This is a genomic window from Mesorhizobium sp. CA16 (genome assembly GCF_020165175.1).
Lineage (GTDB): Bacteria > Pseudomonadota > Alphaproteobacteria > Rhizobiales > Rhizobiaceae > Mesorhizobium.
Genome location: NZ_JAIUHP010000019.1, coordinates 32,484 through 52,590 on the forward strand (window position 1 = coordinate 32,484; position 20,107 = coordinate 52,590).

General features: G+C 61.6%; 23 protein-coding genes. 11 read left to right on the plus strand and 12 right to left on the minus strand.

Going from position 1 to position 20,107, the window contains the following annotated elements; translation table 11 throughout:
* Positions 1 to 50 precede the first annotated feature (50 nt).
* Genes LB525_RS23670 through LB525_RS23680 form a run of 3 tightly spaced genes read right to left on the minus strand, consistent with a single transcriptional unit; the run spans position 51 to position 1,979 of the window.
* A complete protein-coding gene (locus LB525_RS23670; RefSeq protein ID WP_224547763.1) occupies positions 51 to 686 on the minus strand; it encodes a uracil-DNA glycosylase family protein in 636 nt (211 codons plus the stop codon).
* Positions 687 to 696: 10 nt separating this feature from the next.
* Positions 697 to 1,308: a glutathione S-transferase gene (locus LB525_RS23675; RefSeq protein ID WP_140843278.1), complete on the minus strand. Its 612-nt coding sequence runs from the start codon at positions 1,306 to 1,308 to the stop codon at positions 697 to 699.
* Between the two features lie 47 nt (positions 1,309 to 1,355).
* Positions 1,356 to 1,979, minus strand: a complete 624-nt coding sequence (locus tag LB525_RS23680; protein ID WP_224547765.1) for a thermonuclease family protein — start codon at positions 1,977 to 1,979, stop codon at positions 1,356 to 1,358.
* A 76-nt stretch (positions 1,980 to 2,055) separates the two neighbouring features.
* On the opposite strand from LB525_RS23680, the gene LB525_RS23685 reads away from it, so the two are divergent.
* Positions 2,056 to 3,579, plus strand: coding sequence for a sensor histidine kinase (locus tag LB525_RS23685; protein WP_224547767.1), 1,524 nt, complete (start codon positions 2,056 to 2,058; stop codon positions 3,577 to 3,579).
* Between the two features lie 11 nt (positions 3,580 to 3,590).
* On the opposite strand, the gene LB525_RS23690 is transcribed toward LB525_RS23685, so the two are convergent.
* Complete coding sequence (locus LB525_RS23690) at positions 3,591 to 4,586, minus strand: nicotinate-nucleotide--dimethylbenzimidazole phosphoribosyltransferase (protein ID WP_263492869.1); 996 nt, start codon at positions 4,584 to 4,586, stop codon at positions 3,591 to 3,593.
* Positions 4,587 to 4,750: 164 nt separating this feature from the next.
* Between LB525_RS23690 and LB525_RS23695 the strand changes: the two genes are divergently transcribed.
* Together LB525_RS23695 and LB525_RS23700 are read left to right on the plus strand one after the other, a co-directional pair.
* Positions 4,751 to 4,981: a DUF1289 domain-containing protein gene (locus LB525_RS23695; protein WP_224547769.1), complete on the plus strand. Its 231-nt coding sequence runs from the start codon at positions 4,751 to 4,753 to the stop codon at positions 4,979 to 4,981.
* Between the two features lie 10 nt (positions 4,982 to 4,991).
* Positions 4,992 to 5,696 (plus strand): TIGR02281 family clan AA aspartic protease, encoded by a 705-nt coding sequence (locus LB525_RS23700; protein ID WP_095765387.1) that lies wholly within the window; start codon positions 4,992 to 4,994, stop codon positions 5,694 to 5,696.
* A 46-nt stretch (positions 5,697 to 5,742) separates the two neighbouring features.
* Here LB525_RS23700 and dusA read toward each other — a convergent pair whose 3' ends face one another.
* Complete coding sequence (gene dusA, locus LB525_RS23705) at positions 5,743 to 6,741, minus strand: tRNA dihydrouridine(20/20a) synthase DusA (RefSeq protein ID WP_224547771.1); 999 nt, start codon at positions 6,739 to 6,741, stop codon at positions 5,743 to 5,745.
* A 115-nt stretch (positions 6,742 to 6,856) separates the two neighbouring features.
* Here dusA and LB525_RS23710 point away from each other — a divergent pair, with 115 nt between their 5' ends.
* The 3 genes from LB525_RS23710 (at position 6,857) to LB525_RS23720 (ending at position 10,452) form a co-directional block, all read left to right on the plus strand.
* Positions 6,857 to 7,918 (plus strand): site-specific integrase, encoded by a 1,062-nt coding sequence (locus LB525_RS23710; protein ID WP_224547774.1) that lies wholly within the window; start codon positions 6,857 to 6,859, stop codon positions 7,916 to 7,918.
* A 388-nt stretch (positions 7,919 to 8,306) separates the two neighbouring features.
* Complete coding sequence (locus tag LB525_RS23715; protein ID WP_224547775.1) at positions 8,307 to 8,588, plus strand: hypothetical protein; 282 nt, start codon at positions 8,307 to 8,309, stop codon at positions 8,586 to 8,588.
* Between the two features lie 703 nt (positions 8,589 to 9,291).
* A complete protein-coding gene (locus LB525_RS23720) occupies positions 9,292 to 10,452 on the plus strand; it encodes an acyltransferase family protein (RefSeq protein ID WP_224547777.1) in 1,161 nt (386 codons plus the stop codon).
* Positions 10,453 to 10,569: 117 nt separating this feature from the next.
* Here LB525_RS23720 and LB525_RS23725 read toward each other — a convergent pair whose 3' ends face one another.
* The gene (locus tag LB525_RS23725) at positions 10,570 to 10,887 is read right to left on the minus strand and encodes a YMGG-like glycine zipper-containing protein (protein WP_095769050.1); all 318 of its coding nucleotides are present in this window, start codon (positions 10,885 to 10,887) and stop codon (positions 10,570 to 10,572) included.
* A 183-nt stretch (positions 10,888 to 11,070) separates the two neighbouring features.
* On the minus strand, positions 11,071 to 11,331 hold the full coding sequence (locus tag LB525_RS23730; RefSeq protein WP_224547784.1) for a type II toxin-antitoxin system HicB family antitoxin: 261 nt from the start codon (positions 11,329 to 11,331) through the stop codon (positions 11,071 to 11,073).
* 66 nt (positions 11,332 to 11,397) lie between these two features.
* On the opposite strand from LB525_RS23730, the gene LB525_RS23735 reads away from it, so the two are divergent.
* Positions 11,398 to 12,960 carry a recombinase family protein gene (locus LB525_RS23735; RefSeq protein ID WP_224547786.1) on the plus strand — a complete coding sequence of 521 codons (1,563 nt, stop codon included), beginning with the start codon at positions 11,398 to 11,400 and terminating at the stop codon, positions 12,958 to 12,960.
* Complete coding sequence (locus LB525_RS23740; RefSeq protein ID WP_224547788.1) at positions 12,957 to 13,772, plus strand: plasmid partitioning protein RepB C-terminal domain-containing protein; 816 nt, start codon at positions 12,957 to 12,959, stop codon at positions 13,770 to 13,772. Before LB525_RS23735 ends, LB525_RS23740 begins: the two co-directional genes overlap by 4 nt.
* A gap of 3 nt (positions 13,773 to 13,775) precedes the next feature.
* Here LB525_RS23740 and LB525_RS23745 read toward each other — a convergent pair whose 3' ends face one another.
* Positions 13,776 to 14,045, minus strand: a complete 270-nt coding sequence (locus LB525_RS23745; RefSeq protein WP_224547790.1) for a hypothetical protein — start codon at positions 14,043 to 14,045, stop codon at positions 13,776 to 13,778.
* 141 nt (positions 14,046 to 14,186) lie between these two features.
* Between LB525_RS23745 and LB525_RS23750 the strand changes: the two genes are divergently transcribed.
* Both LB525_RS23750 and LB525_RS23755 read left to right on the plus strand, forming a co-directional pair.
* On the plus strand, positions 14,187 to 14,474 hold the full coding sequence (locus LB525_RS23750) for a hypothetical protein (RefSeq protein WP_224547792.1): 288 nt from the start codon (positions 14,187 to 14,189) through the stop codon (positions 14,472 to 14,474).
* Entirely contained in the window at positions 14,474 to 14,854 is a 381-nt protein-coding gene (locus tag LB525_RS23755) for a hypothetical protein (RefSeq protein WP_224547795.1), read from the plus strand. Before LB525_RS23750 ends, LB525_RS23755 begins: the two co-directional genes overlap by 1 nt.
* A 2-nt stretch (positions 14,855 to 14,856) precedes the next feature.
* Here the strand turns inward: LB525_RS23755 and LB525_RS23760 are convergent, their stop codons facing one another.
* The 4 genes from LB525_RS23760 to LB525_RS23775 form a co-directional block, all read right to left on the minus strand.
* Positions 14,857 to 15,450, minus strand: a complete 594-nt coding sequence (locus tag LB525_RS23760) for an SOS response-associated peptidase (RefSeq protein WP_224547797.1) — start codon at positions 15,448 to 15,450, stop codon at positions 14,857 to 14,859.
* Positions 15,451 to 15,495: 45 nt separating this feature from the next.
* Positions 15,496 to 16,320 carry a Ku protein gene (locus tag LB525_RS23765; RefSeq protein ID WP_224547799.1) on the minus strand — a complete coding sequence of 275 codons (825 nt, stop codon included), beginning with the start codon at positions 16,318 to 16,320 and terminating at the stop codon, positions 15,496 to 15,498.
* A 1,073-nt stretch (positions 16,321 to 17,393) separates the two neighbouring features.
* Entirely contained in the window at positions 17,394 to 17,888 is a 495-nt protein-coding gene (locus LB525_RS23770) for an RES family NAD+ phosphorylase (protein ID WP_224547970.1), read from the minus strand.
* 11 nt (positions 17,889 to 17,899) lie between these two features.
* Positions 17,900 to 18,250 carry an antitoxin Xre/MbcA/ParS toxin-binding domain-containing protein gene (locus tag LB525_RS23775; protein ID WP_224547801.1) on the minus strand — a complete coding sequence of 117 codons (351 nt, stop codon included), beginning with the start codon at positions 18,248 to 18,250 and terminating at the stop codon, positions 17,900 to 17,902.
* Positions 18,251 to 18,572: 322 nt separating this feature from the next.
* Between LB525_RS23775 and LB525_RS23780 the strand changes: the two genes are divergently transcribed.
* On the plus strand, positions 18,573 to 19,241 hold the full coding sequence (locus LB525_RS23780; protein WP_224547803.1) for a DUF1236 domain-containing protein: 669 nt from the start codon (positions 18,573 to 18,575) through the stop codon (positions 19,239 to 19,241).
* Positions 19,242 to 20,107 lie beyond the last annotated feature (866 nt).

The following is a 20,107-nucleotide window of genomic DNA, read 5'->3' on the forward strand; positions in this document are numbered from 1 at the left end:
AAAGAAATTCTGCCGATGGCGGCAAATGCGAGTGATTTCTTGCAGAATGGCTAATCAATACGATAGCGGATTTCCGACCTGAGAAAGGGCAGCAAATCCATTTCAAACCAGGGATTCTTCTTCAGCCAGCCGGTGTTTCGCCAGGACGGATGCGGCAGCGGCAGCACTTTCGGCATGGCCGGTCCATCCCATATGGCGCGCCAGTTCCTGACCGTCTCGGTCAGCGACGGCAGCCGTGCCGTGCCCATATGCCATGCCTGCGCATAGCCGCCGATGGTCAGCACCAGGTCGATCTGCGGCATCAGCGCCATCAGGTCCGAGCGCCAGGCCGGCGCGCATTCGCGACGCGGCGGCAGGTCGCTGCCCTTGGCGTCCTGTCCAGGAAAACAAAAGCCCATCGGCACGATAGCGAATTTTTCAGCGTCGTAGAACTCATCGCTGCTGACACCGAGCCAGTTTCGCAGCCGGTCTCCCGAGGCATCGGTGAAGGGCATGCCCGACGCATGCACTTTTGTCCCCGGCGCCTGGCCGGCAAGCAGGACCCGCGCTGTGGAGGACGGCTGCAGCACCGGCCGCGGCGCATGCGGCAAAGGCCGGCCAAGCGGCTGGTCGACGCAGATGCGGCAGGCCCGCACCCTTTCGGTGAGGCGCTGCAGCGCTTGTCTCGTATCGGGCAGATTATCCAATTTCTGTCGCTCAGGCTGCCGCGCTTGGCCGGCTTGCAAGTGCCGCATACCAGCGCAGTACGTTCGTGCACTCTTCCGGCACCTTGATACGCGCTGGTTTCATGAAGTCGATGGCGATCATGCCGGTGATGTCGGCGACCGAATAGACATCGCCGGCGGCGAATTCGCGATCCGCCAGTTCGTCGTCGAGCAGGTGCAGGAATTCGATCGCCTTCGGTTTGTTGGCCTCGCCCCATTCCGGAATTTGCGGCACTTCCCATTCCTTCATCGCCGGATGGATGTGCCGGAAAGCGGCGGCGACGCTGCTCATCAGGTTCAGTTCCATACGTCTTTGCCACATCTCGACCACGGCCTTGCCGAGCGCGCCCTTGCCGAACAGCGCGGGTTCGGGATGCAACTCCTCGAAATAGCGGCAGATGGCGATCGATTCGGTTATGATGGTGCCGTCGTCGAGCTCGAGCACCGGCAGGCGCCGAAGCGGATTGCGCTCAGCCACCTGCCCGCCGCGATGCTCCAGCGCGCCCATGTCGACAGGCACCAGCGGCACCGTCAGCCCCTTCTCGGCGAGGAAGACGCGCACGCGCCGGGGATTGGGGGCGCGGCCGCCATCGAACAGCTTCATTCCATCCTCCAGCTTCTCCACCGGATTATAAGGCGCTGGTCAGCCCATCACCAGAAGCGAACAAATTCGCGCAACGCATCGCCGAACGAGGCCAGCACGCCGTGCTTTCGCTCGACCGGCGCACCATGATGGCTGTCGCGCCAGTCCTGCGGCTCCGCGAAGGTGCCTGCCCACATGCCGGCCTTGGCCGCTCTCGCCGCTGCTTCCTCGGTCTCGAAATCGCCGAAGGCAACCGCCCATCCGGCCTGCACCTGGGCCTGGTTTAGGTCGGTATCGCCTGCCTTGCAATCGCCGAGCAGGCGGCCGTAGCGATCGCGCCGCCAGCCGCTGCAGACAACAGGCCTGCCGGCGATCAGGCGCACCAGCGACTGCCGCGCCAGCTTGCCGCAGGGATAGTCGGCGCCGGCCTTTTGGCAGGTCTGCTGATACTCCGGAGCGTCGATGCCGCGCATGCGGATGCGCTCGGCCCCGAGCGTGATCGAATCGCCGTCATTGACGATCGCCGTGCCTTGCTCCTGGCGCCTCTCGAAGCGGTCGAGGCGTGCCGCCACCAGGATGAGCAAACCAAGCAGAAGGATAGCAAGTCCGTAGTCCAGCAGCTTGCGCCAGTGGCTGCGCGGCCGGCTCGCCACATAGCGTCGGCGCGGTCCTCGCGGTCCGAAACGGCTCATATGGCAAACAGTCTCTTAATCATTCGAACGTAGCTTAACGAACCGGAAGTCGCTGCGCGCAGAAATTGAAGTCTGTATGCCTTTGCAACGCTCGAACACAGCGGATAAGTTTATTGTGGACCGCCGTAAACCGCACCGCAACAGCGATGTGGCGCGCGCGGTGCGCAAGACGCGCGACCGCCTTTCGCAGCAGGCGGGCAGCCTCGATTTCGACCGTGAACTGCTGAAGCTGCATGCGCGCGCCATGGTGGTCAGCGCGGTCGCGATCCCCTTGCTCGTGCTCGCCGTGGCGGCCATCGGCCGGCTGGCGGGTCTGGACAGCCAGATCACCATCTGGGCGCTGTCGACGTTGCTTTGCTACACGATCGTCGCGTTCATGGCGCGTCGCGTGGAGCGGACCGAGGCGGCCGAACTCGACCCGGCGCAGACGCGTCGCGACTTCCTGATCGGCCATTTCCTCTGCGGCCTCGGCTGGGCGTGGTTCGCCTGGGTCGGCTGCGCCACATGCCAGATCGACCAATTCCATGTTGCCAAGGCCATGGTGCTGCTGATCGCCATGGCAACGACGGCCGTGATGGCCTCGTCGCTTGGCGGCGCGCTGTTCGCGACCTTTGCCATTCCCGTTGCCGTTTATGTCTACACCGTCATACGCCTGTGGACGCCGATCGAGGCCACGATGGCGGCCTTGCTCATCGCGGCGCTTCCCTTCTTCGGTTACGTCGCGCGTCATCTCAACCAGGCTTCGTTGATGGTGCTGTCCTTCCGCTCGGAGAAGGATGCGCTGATCGCCGAGCTGGAGACGGCGAAATCGATGTCGGACGAAGCAAGACGGCGCGCCGAGGACGCCAATCTGGCGAAATCGCGTTTCCTCGCCTCGATGAGCCACGAGCTCAGGACGCCGCTCAACGCCATCCTTGGCTTCTCCGAAGTGATGGCCAATGAAGTGCTGGGGCCGATGAACAATCCGACCTACCGCGACTATGCCCATGACGTGCATGAGTCCGGACAGCACCTGCTCGACCTGATCAACGAGATCCTCGACCTGTCGCGCATCGAGGCCGGCCGCTACCAGCTCAACGAGGAGCCGGTCGTGCTGGTGACCATCGTCGAGGACTGCTGCCACATGATGGAGCTGCGCGCCCGCAACAAGGACATCCGTATCATCCAGGAGTTCGAGGAGACCCTGCCGCGCCTCTTCGCCGACGAGCGCGCCGTCAGGCAGATCACGCTCAACCTTCTGTCCAATTCGATCAAGTTCACCCCGTCAGGCGGCGAAGTGCGCGTGCGTGTCGGCTGGACCGCCGGCGGCGGCCAGTACATTTCGGTCAAGGACAACGGCCCGGGCATACCGGAAGAAGAGATCCCGGTGGTGCTTTCCGCCTTCGGCCAGGGCTCGATCGCCATCAAGAGCGCCGAGCAGGGAACCGGCCTCGGCCTGCCGATCGTGCAGGGGCTGCTTGCCATGCATGGCGGCGAGTTCGAGCTTCATTCCAAGCTGCGCGAAGGCACCGAGGCGATCGCCATCTTCCCGTTGAGCCGGGTGATGGAGGAATTGCCGGCCTTGCCGACCAAGACGGTCGCCGCGCGCGGACGCCGCTGACTCGCCGGGCGCTAAAGCCGCACAGCCAGCGCCATGCCCGAGCTGGTCAGTGCCGCGGCCTTGACGATACCGGCGGCGAGAGCAGCCCCTACCCCTTGGCCATGGCTGATCCCGAAATCAAGCAGCGGCCGCAATCCGAGCCTTTCGGCCGCCTTGGCGTGGCCTGGCTCCGGCGTCAGGCCGGCAAGCAGGCAATGATCGAGCGAGCCTGGATTGGCGGCATAAAGGACGGCGGCCGCCGCTGTTGCCGCGAATCCGTCGAGCAGGACGGGAATCTTCTCCATGCGCGCCGCGAGAATGGCGCCGCAGATGGCCGCGAATTCGCGTCCGCCGAGCCTGCGCAAGGCTTCGAGCGGGTCGCTCAGATCCGGGCCGTGGAATGCCAGCGCCCGATCGACGACCTCGGCCTTGCGCGCAATCATCGCTGCATCGGCGCCCGCCCCTGGACCAACCCAGTCGATGCCGTTGCCGCCGAACAGCGCGGCGCAAAGCACGGCGGCGATCGTCGAGTTGCCGACTCCAAGATCGCCAAGGCACAGAAGGTCGGCGCCACCGGCGACCGCTTCCATGCCGAAGGCCATGGTTGCGGCGCAGCCGCGTTCATCGAGCGCGGCCTCCTCGGTGATGTCGCCCGTGGGGATATCCAAGGCGAGGTCGAAGACTTTCAGGCCGAGATCGTTGGCGATGCAGACCTGGTTGATCGCGGCCCCGCCAGCGGCGCAGAGTTCGACTTCATTTGCGGTCGCCGCCACCGGCCGCGGCGAGATGCCGTGCCTGACGGCGCCGTGATTGCCGGCGAAGATCGCCACCAGAGGCCGATTGATCGCCGGCGGCGCGCGCCCGCTCCAGGCAGCAAGCCAGGCCGCGACGTCCTCGACGCGGCCGAGCGATTCCTTCGGCTTTTCGGCTTTGGCGAAAAGCGCCCGGACGCGGGCGCTCGCCGCATCGTCGGCCGGCGGCAGGGCCGCCAGAAGGTTTCGGAAATCGTCGAAAGGCTTAGCAGGCATTATGTCGGTCGCAGTTCGTTGCGGAAGTCGCAGGCGGCATAGCCGCCTTCTCCATCCGGCACAACTGCCTGGCGATGCCGCGAACGCGTCGCCTTGCGGCGCAATGCGGAGGGCTTGCATTGCTCCGGCGGTTGCACCATGTGGAATAAAGGCAAGAGAACAGCATGACCGCCATCGAATCTCCCTGCATCCTGGTCTGTTCGATCGATATGAAAACCGGCTTCTGCTTTGGTTGCGGCCGCACACGCGACGAGATTTCCGCCTGGCTCGCGATGACCCCTGAAAAGCGCCGGGCGGTGATGGCCGAACTGCCCGCGCGGCTCGAAACGGTCGAGCGGCGGCCGCGCCGCGAAACCCGGCGTACCCGCATGGCGCGCGAGCGCGGCGTTCTGTGAGAAGAAACCGATGAACCGGTTGTTCTGGATCGTCATGGCGGTGATCGGCGTCGGGGTCGTGCTGCTCATGCTCAACAATTCGGCCGGCCGCACTTTCGGCATGAACAACAATGATTTCGGCCGGCTTATCTGGGTCGGCGTCCTGGTGATGGTGATCGGTGCGAGCCTGCTCCGCTCCGGCCGCCCGCTGGGCGACATGGCGCGCAATCTGGGCGTCTGGGCGGCATTCGTGCTCGTGCTGATCGCCGGCTACCAGTATCGCTACGAGTTGCAGGATGTGGCGAGCCGCGTCACCGCCGGCTTTGTCCCGGGCAGTCCGTTGGCTTTAGGCGTGGAGAATGGCCGCCCGACCGTCACGCTCGACAAAGCCGACAACGGCCATTTCGAAGCCCGCATCCTGGTCAACGGCACGCCGGTGCGCGCGGTGGTCGACACCGGCGCAACCAGCACGGTGCTGACGTCCGAAGATGCTCAAGCCGCTGGGTTCAACCCGGCGGCGCTCAGCTACAGCGTGGATGTCGCCACGGCCAATGGCAGGGCGCGCGCTGCGACGGTCAGGACCGACGAGGTAGCGATCGGCGGCATCGTGCGCAAGGACATGTCGGTGATGGTCGCCGCGCCCGGCATGCTTGACCAAAGCCTGCTCGGCATGAACTTCATCGGCTCATTGTCGGGCTTCGACGTGCGCGGCGACCGCATGATCCTGCGGGACTGATGCGTGTCGCGCAGCAGTATGCGGCGCGACATGCATCAGCCGACAGTCAGGCTGCCTCGGCTTCTGCCGCCGCGAAATCGATTGCCAAAAACGCGGTCTTCAGCACCTCCGGCCCGGCGCCGGGTTTGTTCGCGTCGGTGGAGAGGATCTGCCGGAAGCGGCGCGCGCCGGGCAAGCCGTGGAACAGTCCGACCATATGGCGGGTAATGTGGCCCAGTCGCCCGCCCCGCTCGACATGGCGCGCGGCATAGCCGGCCATGGCATCGATCAGCGCCGAATAATCGAAGGCGGCGGGCGCCTCGCCATAGAAGGCGGCATCGATGCCGGTCAGGATCCCCGGCGTATGATAGGCCGCGCGGCCGAGCATCACGCCGTCGACGTGGGAAAGATGCGCCGAGGCCTCGGCGAGCGACTGGATGCCGCCGTTGATGCCGATGAATTCGTCCGGCTTTCTGGCCTTCAGCCGATAGACGCGCGGGTAATCGAGCGGCGGGATCTCGCGGTTTTCCTTAGGGCTCAGCCCTTCCAGCCAAGCCTTGCGGGCGTGCACCCAGAGCGCGTCGGCGCCGGCGGCGAGCACGCCGTCGGCGAGCATGTCGAGCGCAGGCTCTGGGTCTTGATCGTCGACGCCGATGCGGCATTTGACCGTGACGGGGATTTTCACCGCGGCCTTCATCGCCGCGACGCACTCGGCGACCAAAACCGGCGTCTTCATCAGGCAGGCGCCGAACGTCCCCGACTGGACGCGATCGGACGGACAGCCGACATTGAGGTTGATCTCGTCATAGCCGAAGGCTTCGCCGATCCGCGCTGCCTCGGCGAGCTTTGCGGGATCCGATCCGCCAAGTTGCAGCGCAACCGGATGCTCGACAGCGTCGAAGCCGAGCAGTCTTTCGCGCGCGCCATGTATGACCGCATCCGCCACCACCATCTCGGTGTAAAGCAGCGCGCGGCGCGTCAGCTGACGGTGGAAGAACCGGCAATGCCGGTCCGTCCAGTCCATCATGGGCGCAACGGCTATTCTATGCTCTTGATTTTTCATCATTTTTTCTTTAGTATCAAATCGTTAGATGGTGCCGAGTGCACACGAATTTACGCCAGAATACGACCCTTTTCGCCACGTTTCGACCTCTCATTGCACACGGAGCGCACACGAAAAAATGGCGACCTACACAAAGCTCTCGTCCGGTTCCTGGCGTGTGCAAGTCCGTCGCAAAGGTCGCTACGCCAGCGAGACGTTCCTGCGGAGAGACGACGCACGCCGCTGGGCGACCGAAACCGAGCGCCAAGTTGATCGCGGTGAGACGCCGACCAAGTCCCGTATAGCGCGCCTGAAAACTTTCGGCGAACTCATAGACCTTCATATCGACGACATGTGCGATGTAGGCAAGGCCCCTCGCCGCTCCAAGGCTGCGGCCCTTGCGATGCTGAAAAGAGATTTGGGGAAGTGCCACGTCGCTGCGCTCGATCGCGAACGGCTCATTCGTTTTGGTCGTGACCGGGCCGCGCAAGGTGCCGGACCGATGACTCTCAGCATTGATATCGGCTTTATAAAACTTGTCCTGTCTCATGCTGCGGCGGTCCACGGGCTACCGGTCAAGGTCGAGCCTGTGGATCTCGCGCGCATCGCACTTAAGCGCCTCGGCCTTGTCGGCAAGGGATGTGAGCGCGACAGGCGGCCTACCCAGGATGAACTCGACAGGCTAATCGCTCACTTCAATTCAAACCCTTTGCAGATAGCGCCCGTCGGTCGCATCATACGTTTTGCCGTCGCTACGGCCATGCGGCAGGAGGAGATCTGCAAAGCGCGTTGGTCTGACGTCGATTCTTGCACGCGGATGCTTCTCATCCGCGACCGGAAAGACCCGCGCAACAAGAATGGCAATAATCAGCGCATACCGCTATTCGCGGCAACTGGGTACGACGCATGGGCCATCGTTGAGGAACAGCGCGCAAAGCGAAGCAATGACGATGATCGAATTTTCCCATTCAATCACAAATCAGTCGGGACCGCCTTCCGTCGAGGATGCGCTGAGCTGGACATCAACGATCTTCATTTTCACGACTTGCGGCACGAAGGCACGAGCCGCCTATTCGAAGCCGGGTTCACTATCGAACAGGTGGCGCTGGTTACGGGACACAAGGACTGGAAGATGTTGAAACGATACACCCATTTGAAGCCTGAAATGCTTCACACTATTCCCACAGCGAGGATGGCGTAGCCCGCGAGACCTGGTCACCTTTTATGGTGATCGGACGTTGTTGTAAGCAAGCCTGTCGGCGTCCAGGACCGTTTCCGACGCCGGCGTCAAATCATACCCGGCTAGCAGCAAGCCGGGGAGTTAAGCCGGCGAAGGACACGGGTAAAAAGCGTTCTCCGCGATAACGCTGAGCCGCGTCCTGACTGTTAGGCCCCGACTCGTCCTGGCCCACCGAGCAGAGTGTCGCAGCCGCTCCCGCTGTTCATTTACTCATAGCGCCAGATCACTCGCTCCCCCTACGGGTATCCACCAGGCGACGGAAACTGAAGGTTGATCTCAGGTTCATCCAGGACGCGGAACCAATTTCGCTTATCGAAGTTAGCAAGCGCTACTTACGGGGACTCACGCGATGCTCCTTGCCCTGGACGACGCGATCTCGATGGCTGTTTTGGCCGGCAGAGGCACGGATGCGGAAATCTTCGGAGTGATCGACCTCACCAGCAAGATTGAAGCCCGGATCGGCGCCATCAGCTTAGGGCGCGCCATCCAGTTCGTCGCCAATGCCTCGGTGCTTGGATACGACGTTCGCGGTGCAATGGTCTTATATGGGGAACCAGGAGCGCCAAGCTTGAGGATATGGGAGTGCGAACACCTTTGGGCGCAATATGGTGGCGCACTTCTCCAGCCATAGCGCGAGGCGGCCTGGAGGACTGGCAATAGCTCTCGCAGAGCTGATCTTACGATCAATGGGGACGAGCGCCAGGGAGGTCCTTAGAAGCGTTATCTCGGCCTGTGCGCCCGGCTGGCCAACGCGCGGTCCTTGGGATCTCAGCCCATAAGCAGCCCGAAGTACCCCCTTGCAAAGCAGTGCTGCTGCTACCGTCCAAAAGCCGGCAATCCACACTGATCTCGTGGCAGCGAAAACCCACGCTGCCACAACTCTGGGTGTCGCGAGCACGTCATTACAAAATACGCAAATATCTTCACTACCTATTTGGCGGCCGCCCCTGTGGGCTCGCAGCCGCCACCGATCGAAACCCGACGGTGCGCGCTTGGAGCTGTCGCATCATCGAGTGGTTCCAGAGACAGGGTCGGCAACGCTCGCGAGCGCCGCAATGTTATCAATCATGGCTAGAACCGCCTGCGGCTTGCTTTGATGCACCATATGTCCGGCATCCAGGACGATATCCAGCAGCGAGTGGCTTATCTCGGCGTGTAGCCGCAGCGCTTCGGCCTTAGCATCGAACGTCCGAGCGGGCGTCCGGCCAATTCCCGTCTCGCAACGAGATTGTTGTAGAGCGCCAACCCAGCCGTTGCCGCCGGCTTGTCCTGGTCACATCGCGGGTTGACATTCGTGGCTCGCTCGCCATGCTGCATTGCAGCATGGAGAGAGCATGACCGAGTCATCGCGCATCGAATGCCTGGATGGCCTTCGCGCCGCCGCCGCATTGTGGGTGCTGGTTGGTCACTGCCTGCTGCTGACCGGCTGGCATATTCCGGTGCTTGGCGATCCTGCGCTGGGCGTCGATCTCTTCATCATGCTTTCCGGCTTCCTGATGGTGTTCCACTATCAGCTGCGCCAGGACAAGGAGCCCTGGCAAAAGCCTGAAACCTGGCTCAAATTCTGGACGCGGCGCTATTTCCGCATCGCGCCGCTGTTCTACGTCATGCTGTTCTTCGCGCTGGCGCTCGGCCCGTATGTTTATGAGTCGCGGACAGTCATCGACGCATTCGTGGGCCGTGTGCCGCAGGCGCCCGAGCGCTTCCTCGACAGCAGCCTGAAAAACATTTTCGCCCACCTGACATTCCTGTTCGGCCTTTCCCCGAACTTCGCCTACCGGACGCCGCTGCCCGACTGGAGTCTTGGCCTGGAAATGCAGTTCTACGCAGTCTTCCCGGCGCTGATGCTTTTGGTGCGCCGCTTCGACTGGATATGGAGCGCCATACTCGTGGCGGCGATCGGCGGCCTGGCTGTGATGATCCTCAAGTCGCTATCGATCCATTTCCCGATGCCGTCCTTCCTGCCGCTGAAGATCCAGGTGTTTCTTTGCGGCATGCTTCTGGCGGGCGTCCTGGCACAAAGCCGACCGAGGCCACTGCTGCATCTGGCCCTGGCCATGGCGCTTGCTGCGATTCCCTTTGGCGACGGCTACGGGCTTTCGAAATTCCTGATACGCGAAGCGCTGGTGCTGGGCTTCTTTGCGCTTGTCCTCTACCGCATGCTGCCCGGCTTGGCGGGCGCCGTGTCGAGAAAGATCGCCGTGGCGCTGGGCGGCGGTCTCTTTCATGTTCTGGGCGAGCTGTCCTACAGCATCTATCTCATCCACCTGCTGGTGCTGCAGCCAGTCGCGGCATTCGTGATTGCCCGCTACGGCCAGGAGATGGACGCGCCCCTGCGCTTCGCTGTCGTGCTGGCGATCGTGCTGCCCACGGTCTGTGCCCTGTCCTTCGTGACCTACAGGCTCATCGAGATGCCCGGCCAGCAAGTCGGCCGCGTGGTATTGAGCCGGTTCGCGCGGAAGAAACTGGCGCTTAAGCCAAGTCCCGCCGAGTAGCAACTTTTGCGGCGCAACTACTGGTATGCGTCCACCCCGGCTCCCTGGCCCGGAAACGGGAGGGTACCTTCTCCCCGTAACGAGGTCCGTTAAGGGGAGAAGGAAGACCCAGCAGGATCAATAATTGCCGTTGTAGTAGCGGTCGTCGCAGGGCGCGGTGTAGATGCGCCCGTAGCGGTCCTGATAGCGGCAGAGCTGCTCGCCGCGGCGCTGCGGTGTGGTGGCTGAGCCGACCACGGCGCCGAGAAGCGCGCCGCTCGCGGCACCAATCACCGTGCTCTTGGTGTTGCCGCCGATCGCCTGACCGACCAGCGCGCCGCCGGCGCCGCCGATCAACGCGCCGGTGGTGGCCCGCTGCTGGCCTTCGGTCTGTGTCTCGCAGCCGGCAAGAGCCGCGGTCATCAGCACCGCCAGAATAGCCTTCTTGATGATCATCACTAGAACTCCTCTGAAGCCCCGGGTGACTGACAGGCTGGGGCGAACAGAGCCCGAGTGCGGTCGCATTGCGGCGGAACGGCGGCAGACCCCGCTCACGAAGTGAATCACGGTTTCCTGCCGGTTGAACGCCATGGTTGCCAAATGGGAAAGTTAGGCGGGCGATGGCAACCAGCCGCGCGTTCAGGCGATCTTCAAGCGCACCAATATGGAAGCTTGGGTGTGATGGTCCGGATCTGCCTCGATGTGCTCGAGCGACGTAGGTTGCGGAACCGCTATGCCGTCCTCGATCATTCCTGCGACGTGAAAGGCCAGCGCTTCCTCGGCGAGATCGCGCGCCTCGTCAACAGTGGCGCCGGCCGTGATCAGCCCGGGAAAGTCGGGAAATGACACGCCGTAGTCGCTGGCGCCTTCCTGATGGATCAGCCCGACATATTGCTGCATCTCAGTTTCCCTTGCTGGAGGGCGATCGACCGCTAGTTTAAATTGCCGGCACCAAGGTGCAAGGCGATGGACAAGTTTGCAGAGGGTGGCAATCCGCCTGCCGGGAGGCGAAGGGTTCGCGCCGCGCAATACCTGCGCATGTCGACTGAGTATCAGGCCTACTCGATCGAAAATCAGCGGGATGCCATCCGCGACTATGCGGACCTCATGGGCTACGACATCGTCGCCACCTACGAGGACGCGGGCCGCAGTGGGCTCAACCTCGAAGGCCGCCCCGGCCTTCAGCAGTTGCTGGCCGATGTCGAAATCGGGAGAGCCGATTTCGAGACCGTCGTGGTGTACGACGTAAGCCGATGGGGACGATTCCAGAATATCGATGAGAGCGCCGCATACGAGTATCGATGTCAGATGGCAGGTGTGCGGATCGAGTTCTGCGCTGAACAGTTCGCAAATGACGGCAGCATTGGATCCGATGTGCTCAAGGCGATTAAGCGCAGCATGGCTGCTGAGCACAGTAGAATGCTGTCGCAGAAAGTCTTCATTGGCCAGGCGAGGCTAATCCGGATGGGTTTTCGACAAGGCGGCAAGGCAGGGTTTGGCCTGCGGCGACTGCTTGTCGATCAACATGGGCGTCCCAAAGGCATCCTTTCGTCCTACGAGTACAAGAACCTGCAGACGGATCGCATCGTTCTGATCCACGGACCGCCTGACGAGGTCGCGACTGTACGATGGATCTTCAACCACTTTGTCAGAACACAAAAGTCACAGCTGGAGATTGCCCGAACGCTCAACAAGCGCGGCCTGCTGACCGACCTGGAGCGCCCCTGGACGCGAGAATCTGTCCACTCGCTGCTGACCAACGAGAACTACATTGGCAACAGCGTCTGGAACAGGGGCTCGACCAGGCTGAAGAGCCATCGGGTCCACAATCCTCCCGAACAGTGGCTTCGCGTGGAGAACGTCCTTGAGCCGATCGTCGATCGCAAGCTATTCAGACGCGCGCAGATTTTGCTCAAGACTATCCACCGCCACATGTCCGATCAGGAGATGTTGGACGCCCTCGAGGCGCTGCTGGCACGCCGCGGTGCCCTATCCACCTTCATCATCGACGCCGCACCCGATTGCCCGCCGGCCCAACGATACTCGTGGCGCTTTGGGACCCTCGTCAAAGCCTATGAGCTGATCGGATACCAGGCGCCCAAGAATTACCGCTACATCCACGTCAACCGACGACTGGATACTATGAGGCTGCAGGCGATTCATGATTTGTTGGCCGCAGTTGAAGCGCGGGGCGCGGTTGCGGCCTATGACGCAGGGACAGGCGTCGTCCAGATCAACGAGGAGATCACCGTGGCGATCGCAATAGCGCGCTGCAGAGCCTCCTACTTCGGTTATCCACGATGGTTTGTGAAGGCTGATCGGCAACCGTTGCCGGACATCTATGTCCTGATCCGAATGAATCCCGGCGACCTCACCATTCGAGACTACCTGATTGCACCGGCCCGTGAGATCGCCGGGAAACGTGATCTGCACGCCAACAACGGAGCGGTTCTGGATTCCTATGTTTTCCCCACACTGATGCCGCTGCTTGCTTTGGCGGAGCGGGTCGCTGTCGAGAGCGCAACATGAGGCCCAAGCGGCTGAGCCGGGAAGCTGCCTGCCAGGTTCTCCTCAACAACGACCGCCGACATGCCGGCGCGTTGGCCTCCGATCAGCTACGCCCGAAGATGCGCCGTTCTACTCCCGAGTTCCTTAGGATTTACGACGCCGAGTGCAGGCGCAAGCGCGTCTTCATCGAAGGGGTGAAAGAACTGGAGCAGCGTTTGGACAGGATCGCTATGGCGGTACGCCTGATAGCAGGCGACGGGCAGTTCCGCGAGCGGTTGGCATCCGAAAGTCTTGCTACGATGCCAAGTTCCTTGGCGCGGAGAATCAGCGACTCGCCGCCCGCACAGAGTTCATCGGAACCCACCTCCGGGGAAGTGAATTCGATTTCCGCCGGCGAGATCTGCCCGGAGGTCCTCGATCTGCTGAGGGACTGCACCGGGCCAGGAGGGCTTTTCGCATTGCTTCGGACGGTGCTTCCGGTCCGGCAAATAGAGATTGCGCGATTGATGATTGCCAGGGGGCCGATCAGTCTCAACTATGTGAAGATGCTCGTCGCCCTCACGCAACGGTCGCTCCTGGTTGAAGAATTCCGTCCGCAACCTGAGCTAGCCAGCCTTCCCGAAGACCGGAGGGCAGAAATGGAGTGCGATTTGGCCAATCTTAGCCGAGCATTTTTGAATGCGCTCGACCGGCGCGGACCAGTGAGCCTGGAACTCGTCTTCGCTCGCCGCTATTTTGACCGGCTGATGGATAATTCCAAGCTTGTGCGGTATCTCGCACGCAATTTCCCTGGCCGTTTTGAAGAGTTTCATAACTTGACGGTCCTCAAATAGACTTTACTCGTCGCGCCAAATCACATGCCTTTGCCATCGTATTTCCTTCATGCGCCGGAAACGGATGCTCACCAGCTCCTGTCCGTAGGGATGGAAGAGTTCCGCCGACATCCACTCCCGCTTGCCGCAGGCCTGACAACGCACCTTTTCTCGCACCTGGTTTATGGTGACATTGCCGATCACCTCGCGCAGCTCGATCGGTTTGTAATGGCGTGTGATGTGGCAATGGCCGCAGGAGATGCGCGCGATCTGCCCTGCCTCATGGGCATGCATCAGCGTCCAAGCCTGGCCTCGTGGCCACTTTTCGGGTTGTTCCGACATCCGCTGAAATGAGGAAAATATTCCCATGCAGTCAAGGTGCGTCTTGACTCTTTGTTCTCTTTTCGTTCACTGTTTGCGAAAGGAGACAGAACCATGAAACCGATACGTGCAACCGAAGCCGAGCAGCCCGAAATCTACGCGACCGTCAGGCGCGAACTGCCTGCCATCCACCGAGCAGCTCAAAAGATGGCAAAGCACCTGCGTGGACTGTCAGATGTCAGCCAGAAGCAGGCGATTACAGAGCTGACGGCCGCTTGGATCATGGCGATCTATCCCGACAGCCTTGACCTGGCGATTTCGCTTTCCGATGCAATGCGCGACCGGACCGACATCATCCTGAAGGAAGCCTGGAAGCACAGAGACCGACAACAGCGCCACTGATGGTCAGGCGCAGTCACAGCATTCCGCCGCCTTCGGTGATCGACCGCGAGATGCCACACCAGGTCGCCCTGCCCGACGACATCTGCACGGGGCGCAACTTTACGCTGATCCAGCGATTCCTCGATCAGGAGGGCCTTTCATGCCGGATCAGGGCGGTGATTGCGGTCTGGGAAGATGGCAAGCAGGAGCAATGGCGACTGCATTGTTTCGCTGATCGCAATGCCGCCGCCGCATTCCTTGACCACTTCGGCGGGATCATGTTCGATCCCAAGCGCGACAGGGAGAATGGACGCGCACGTGGCGCCTGGCGCCGCAAGGGCGTCTATCAGCGAATTTTCGAGATTGGACCGCTCAGTGTGCCGGAGCCTCTCCGCAACTGAACTCAGGCGCGCTCTGGCCGTACCGTCTCAACGGACAACGATCCCGCCGGCAAGGGTCGCAACAACTCTCTCTCCGGTCTCGACAAATCAAGCCACGCTGACCAGTTTTCGGGCTGAAGAACGACCACCTGGCGATTGTGATATGGCGAGACATCCGGCCCGGGATCGGTCGTCAACATGGTGAAGGTGGGCGGCTTGTTGCCGGCCGCTTCCCGCCAGAGCCCGGCGATAGCCAGGAAAGGAGCGCCGTTCAGAGTGAAGCGGTGTTTCGCCTTCGGGTATTTGGCGCCAGTGAATTCGAAGAACGCCGAGGCCGGGACCAGACAGCGTTTGCTGTCAGCGAAACGACGTCCTTCCGATCTGAAGTTGAACACTGGCCCTCCCTTCGGGCCGGCCGGCGGAAACCCAAACGTCATCGACGCAAGTTCAACTCCGTCTCCGGCAGCGAGCATGATCGGCGCCGGATCATTGATGCGGATATCATCAGCTTGGGGAAGATCAAGTTCAGTTTGATGAGCCGGGATCTTCAGCGCCAGCGAAGCCATCATCCGGCAATATTCGGCCCAGGCGACATGTTGCTCATAGTCGTTGCACATGCTGTCCCCACAAAAGGAATCCGAACGGGGCCGTCCGTTGCCATGCTAGGCGGATTTTCGCGCGGGCTTTGCGTTTGGCCGCCCCTTGATGCCCTCCGCGGCGAGGCTCTTCTTCAGCACTGCAGCTAGGTCCACCACGTTCTCCTTGGGTTTCGGCGCCGGCTTGGGCGGCTTCTTGCCCTTGCGCTTGGCCTCGATCATGGCGATCAGCGCATCCTCATAGGTATCTTCGAATTTCGAGGGGTCGAACTTTGTTGCCTTCTTGTCGATCAGCAGCCCGGCAATTTCGAGCAGATCCTTGTCGTATTTGGGGCTTTTCATGTCGTCGAAGATGCTCGATTCTGAAATCATCTCGTTGTGGGTTCGCAACTCGGTCAACAACATTCCTTTGCCGAAGGGCTGGATAATGACTTCCCTGCCCCGCTGGTACAGCACAACACAAGATCGCGCCGCGACCCGCTTCTTGGCCATTGCTTCTCGCAACACCGAAAACGTCTCAACAGCGGCGCCGTCGGCCGGGATGACGTAATAGGGTTTTTCCAGATACCTCGTGTCGATCTCATCGATCGCGACGAAGCCCTCAATGTCGAGCGTGTGCTGCGACGTGAGCTTCAGCTTTTTGATCTCGTCCGGCTCGATTTCGAGGAAGTCGCCCTTCTCAACCTCGTAGCCCTTGATCTGATCTTCTGAAGGAACGATGTCGCCGGTTCCTTCATCGATATAGGCGCTCTTGACCGGCAGGCCGTTTTCGCGGTTCAGAATCTTGAAATGGACCTTCCCCGCCTCAGTGGTTGCTCCCACCAGCTTTACGCCGCATGCGACCGATCCAAATTTCAGGAAACCCTTCCAAACCGCGCGCGGCGCTGCCATGTTTCATCCTCCGTTAGATGAAGAAACACCGGCGCCCGCCGGGGGTTCCGACTTCGTTCGGCTTCCCAGAAGTCGATTTGCTTTTGAGTCCGCCACCCGCGAAAGATGAATGGCAAGCTCTTGGACTGTGGGCAGTCCGAGAACAACGCGCCATCTGGCGAGGGTGCGTCACCCGACAACTAAGGCTGCCAGGCGCCTTACGTTCCGTCCTCGGGTAAGTCCTGCAATGACGCGTGTCGCAGGTCGTCTTCGCCGCGCATGTGTTTCAGTCGCCCTGTTAAGCCCGGCCGAACCCATTCCGTGGCGGGTCGCTCAGGCCCTTCGGCGCCGAGCCAGCGTGTTCCTGCACGCGCTACCAAGGCGTTCGCGCATCTCACGGTTGAGTGATGAACACGGCTCGCCAACGGCCAGCCAAATAGCCAAATCGACGATCTCCTGCCCTGGGCTTACGCCAACAAGCTCGAACTCGAAGCCGTTGCCTGGCAGCTCGAAATCGTGGTCATTTTACGCCAAGGCCGGCCGCGAGACCTTGGAGACTCAGGAGACGACGAGCACCTCCAAGAACGCGATGGCCCGCTTCCAAGCGTCTCAAGGCCTTGGCGTCATAGTCGGCAAGTTCGCTGTCAGTAAAAAATGGCCCGCATCAAGATATGAATAAACGCTCGCCGGCACCCTCAACCTTGCCGCGCCGTTCGACCACTCGGAGACCTGATCGGAGGGGGCGAAAGGATCAGGGCTAGCAACGTGCACCCGCACGCAGAGTCCGCGGCCAACATTATCCGGGATTTCTGCAAGGCCGTGAGGAGCAGAATCGATAAAGCAGTGATGATTTGCACCATGGCGAACGGCTTCGTAATTGTTACGCTCTCCGGCACGTCTCCAATTGATGGCACTTCCCCACCGATGCAGATGATCGACAAGGTCGCGCTAGGTGGCGACGAAATGACCCGGATGGCTTAAGCGCAGCGGTACCCTACTGGGCTGAAAGTGCAAGCACTCTTTCCGTCAGACTTGAGTTCCCGGCTCCTGTCGAAGGCAGCATAGTTGGCAACGCGGGCAGCGGCCGGGCTAGATCAACCGAGCCGGTGCTCGTCGTCGATTAGCTCGAGCCTGGATGGGGCAGCGTCACCCCATCGCCACAGAACCAGATTCAAGTCGCCGAGTGCGGCGCCCTTGGCGAAGCTCGGCGCGAGCAGGCCATTATAGCCTTGCGCGACCAGCTCACGGGCAAATCGCTGTGTATGCGCCTCGCCATGGTCTCTCATCTGATCGCGCCATGTTGGATCGGCGAGGACCGCCGCATCGAGACCCATTGCTGCAAGAGCAGTGGGGTCGCCCGCATCGAAGACGGCCTCGATCTCGGCACGATAAGCGACCAGCGTCGTGGGCTGCAGATCACCTACCTGGTTGGCTTCGCGCAAAGCCGTCAGGACCGAGGTCGACGCATAGAGCGCCGGCATGCCTTTGGGGTTGAAACGTCCTCCATAAAGCTCGGCGCCACGTCCCGACATAGGCTCGCGGGCATACACCGGATTAAGAGCACGGTAGAGGCGGCCCGAATAGGCGATGGCGGCGATGGTCAGGCGTAAATCCCCGCATCGACCGCGTCGATGAAGTCGAGAACCTCATCGGCTCGACCTTCCCGCACGAGCTGCATGGCCGTCCGCCCCGAAAATCCCGGCAGCGGCTCGGACCGATACCAGGCATAGGCCACGAGCGCGGAGCCAAATCGCGGCTCGACCTTGTTCACGATTTCCACCATCTCGCGCAGGCGGCGCTGCGTCTTGTCTGAGCGCACCCGCTCCCGGCGCTGGACCGCATCTTTCCCCAGACCAGCGGTACGCGCGATCTCCTCGCTCGTGGTGCGGAAAGCGTCCGCAATCTTCTTCGGTGCGAACAAACCGTTATCCGCGTATCGTGCCAGGCTCATCGCAGCACCTCCGTGCACCGCCAAAAACTATGACGCATTATAGCGTCAGTGATACCGGCATTTCAAGATCTGCCCCGCTTCTCCCCGCGACCATAGCTGTTCCAGCGGTCGGACCTCAATGAGCCTATGCTCCCGCGCGGCTGTGCGTGCAGCCATGTCGATGGCATCGGGGAGATCGACCGCTTCGATGATGAGCATATCTCGACCAAGCAGGAGCGGCAGAGCGATCCCAATGACATCCGTTCAGCAATCCGCCAGCGGAACGCACGTGGCTCTTCCTCGTTTTTGGCTCTGAAGGGAACCATGAAACGGAGACAGAACCATGAGAAGGCCTTTGTTACCCGCAGTGGCAGGCGCGCTTGTCGCCTTGTCTGGCGCAGCTTTTGCCGATACTCCCGTATCCGCCATTACAAACCTTAACGTTCGCGCAGGTCCGGGCTCGCAGTATCCGGTGATCGGGGTGCTGCGGGCGGGCCAGACGGCCACACTGAACGGCTGCTTGCAAAACTCGAAATGGTGCACCGTCGCCGAGGCCGGTGGTCAAGGCTGGGTCTATTCCGATTACGTCACCGCAGAATTCGGCGGCAATCGGGTCGTCTTGACCGAGCGGCCGGCCAATTCAGGCATCGCGGTGGTGAAAGCTCCTCGCGATCAGGCTAATGCCGGAGCCGTCGCCGGCGGCGCTACCGGAGCGATCGCCGGCGCTATCATCGGTGGTCCAGTTGGCGCTGCCGTGGGCGGCGCGGCGGGGATCGTGGGCGGCGGTGCGGCTGGTACCGTGATCACTCCCCCCGAACAGGTCCGCACCTACATCAGCGAGCACCGGGTCAAGCCTGTTTACCTTCAAGGCAAGGTTGTGACAGGCGCGACCCTGCCTGCGACGGTAGCCCTGCAGAAGATCCCGAACTACCGGTACCGGTATGTCTATGTGAACAACCGACCGGTGCTGGTTGAGCCGTCGACGCGCCGCATCGTGTATGTGGAAGGCTGAACGTGCCAATCGGCAAGGAAAATAGTGTGACAGCACAGGAGCGGTCTCGACCCCGAGCCGCCCGTGCCAGACGATGGAGGCGCCGCCGTCCCAGGCCTGCTTGTGGCCCAACGGGGTGGCAGCGTTCTCCGCTCCCTGAAATCAAGTGCTTCGGGCGCCGAGTTGCGGGATCCGGAGGCCGCTGTCAGCCGAGCCCGAACGGCATCGTGCGCTTGCTGGTCCGAGGATCGCCTCGAAGCCCATCCCCTCGCATTCGGGAGGTTCCCGCGACCCTTGACCCAACGGCAGGTGCTTGGGTTTAGAGTGGAGTTGGGCTGGGGTACGTTCTCCCAGGGAAATTCCATCTGGGAATGTGCCTTCCGGGCGAGTTCCGCCCATGAGACCGTGCCCTGCTGGATGCGGCTGCACAAGGTCCAGCCTTGACGAGTCAGGCCAAACCTTTCGGCAGTTAGCCACTTCATAAGAGAGAGGCTGTCCAAGCGGCTGGACTTGGTGGTCAAACCGACGCTGCCGAAATCCGTCACTCAGTTGCTAGGAGCCCTGGATGAGCAGGAAGAGAGAAAGACGCAAACTCGTAGGAACTGAATCCGGCTCGGCCCAGCAAGAGCAAAACCCGCCGCAGCTAATGAGCGTGAGCGACGGGCTTTTCTGCGACGGAGAGAGCAGCTACACCTCGGCGGATCGACTGCATCTTCTAAATCGCCACGCCGTGAATTCGTTCCAGAGTGGGACACTTTTTGGTCGGCTAGGCCTCTCTGTTGACGTCCTAGCGACGGAATTCCTATCCTGACCACCAGCCGGCGCGCGCTTAGGTGTCCCTAAACTCCTTGGAACAGTGCTGCGGGCTGTAAGGGCCGAGTCGCAGG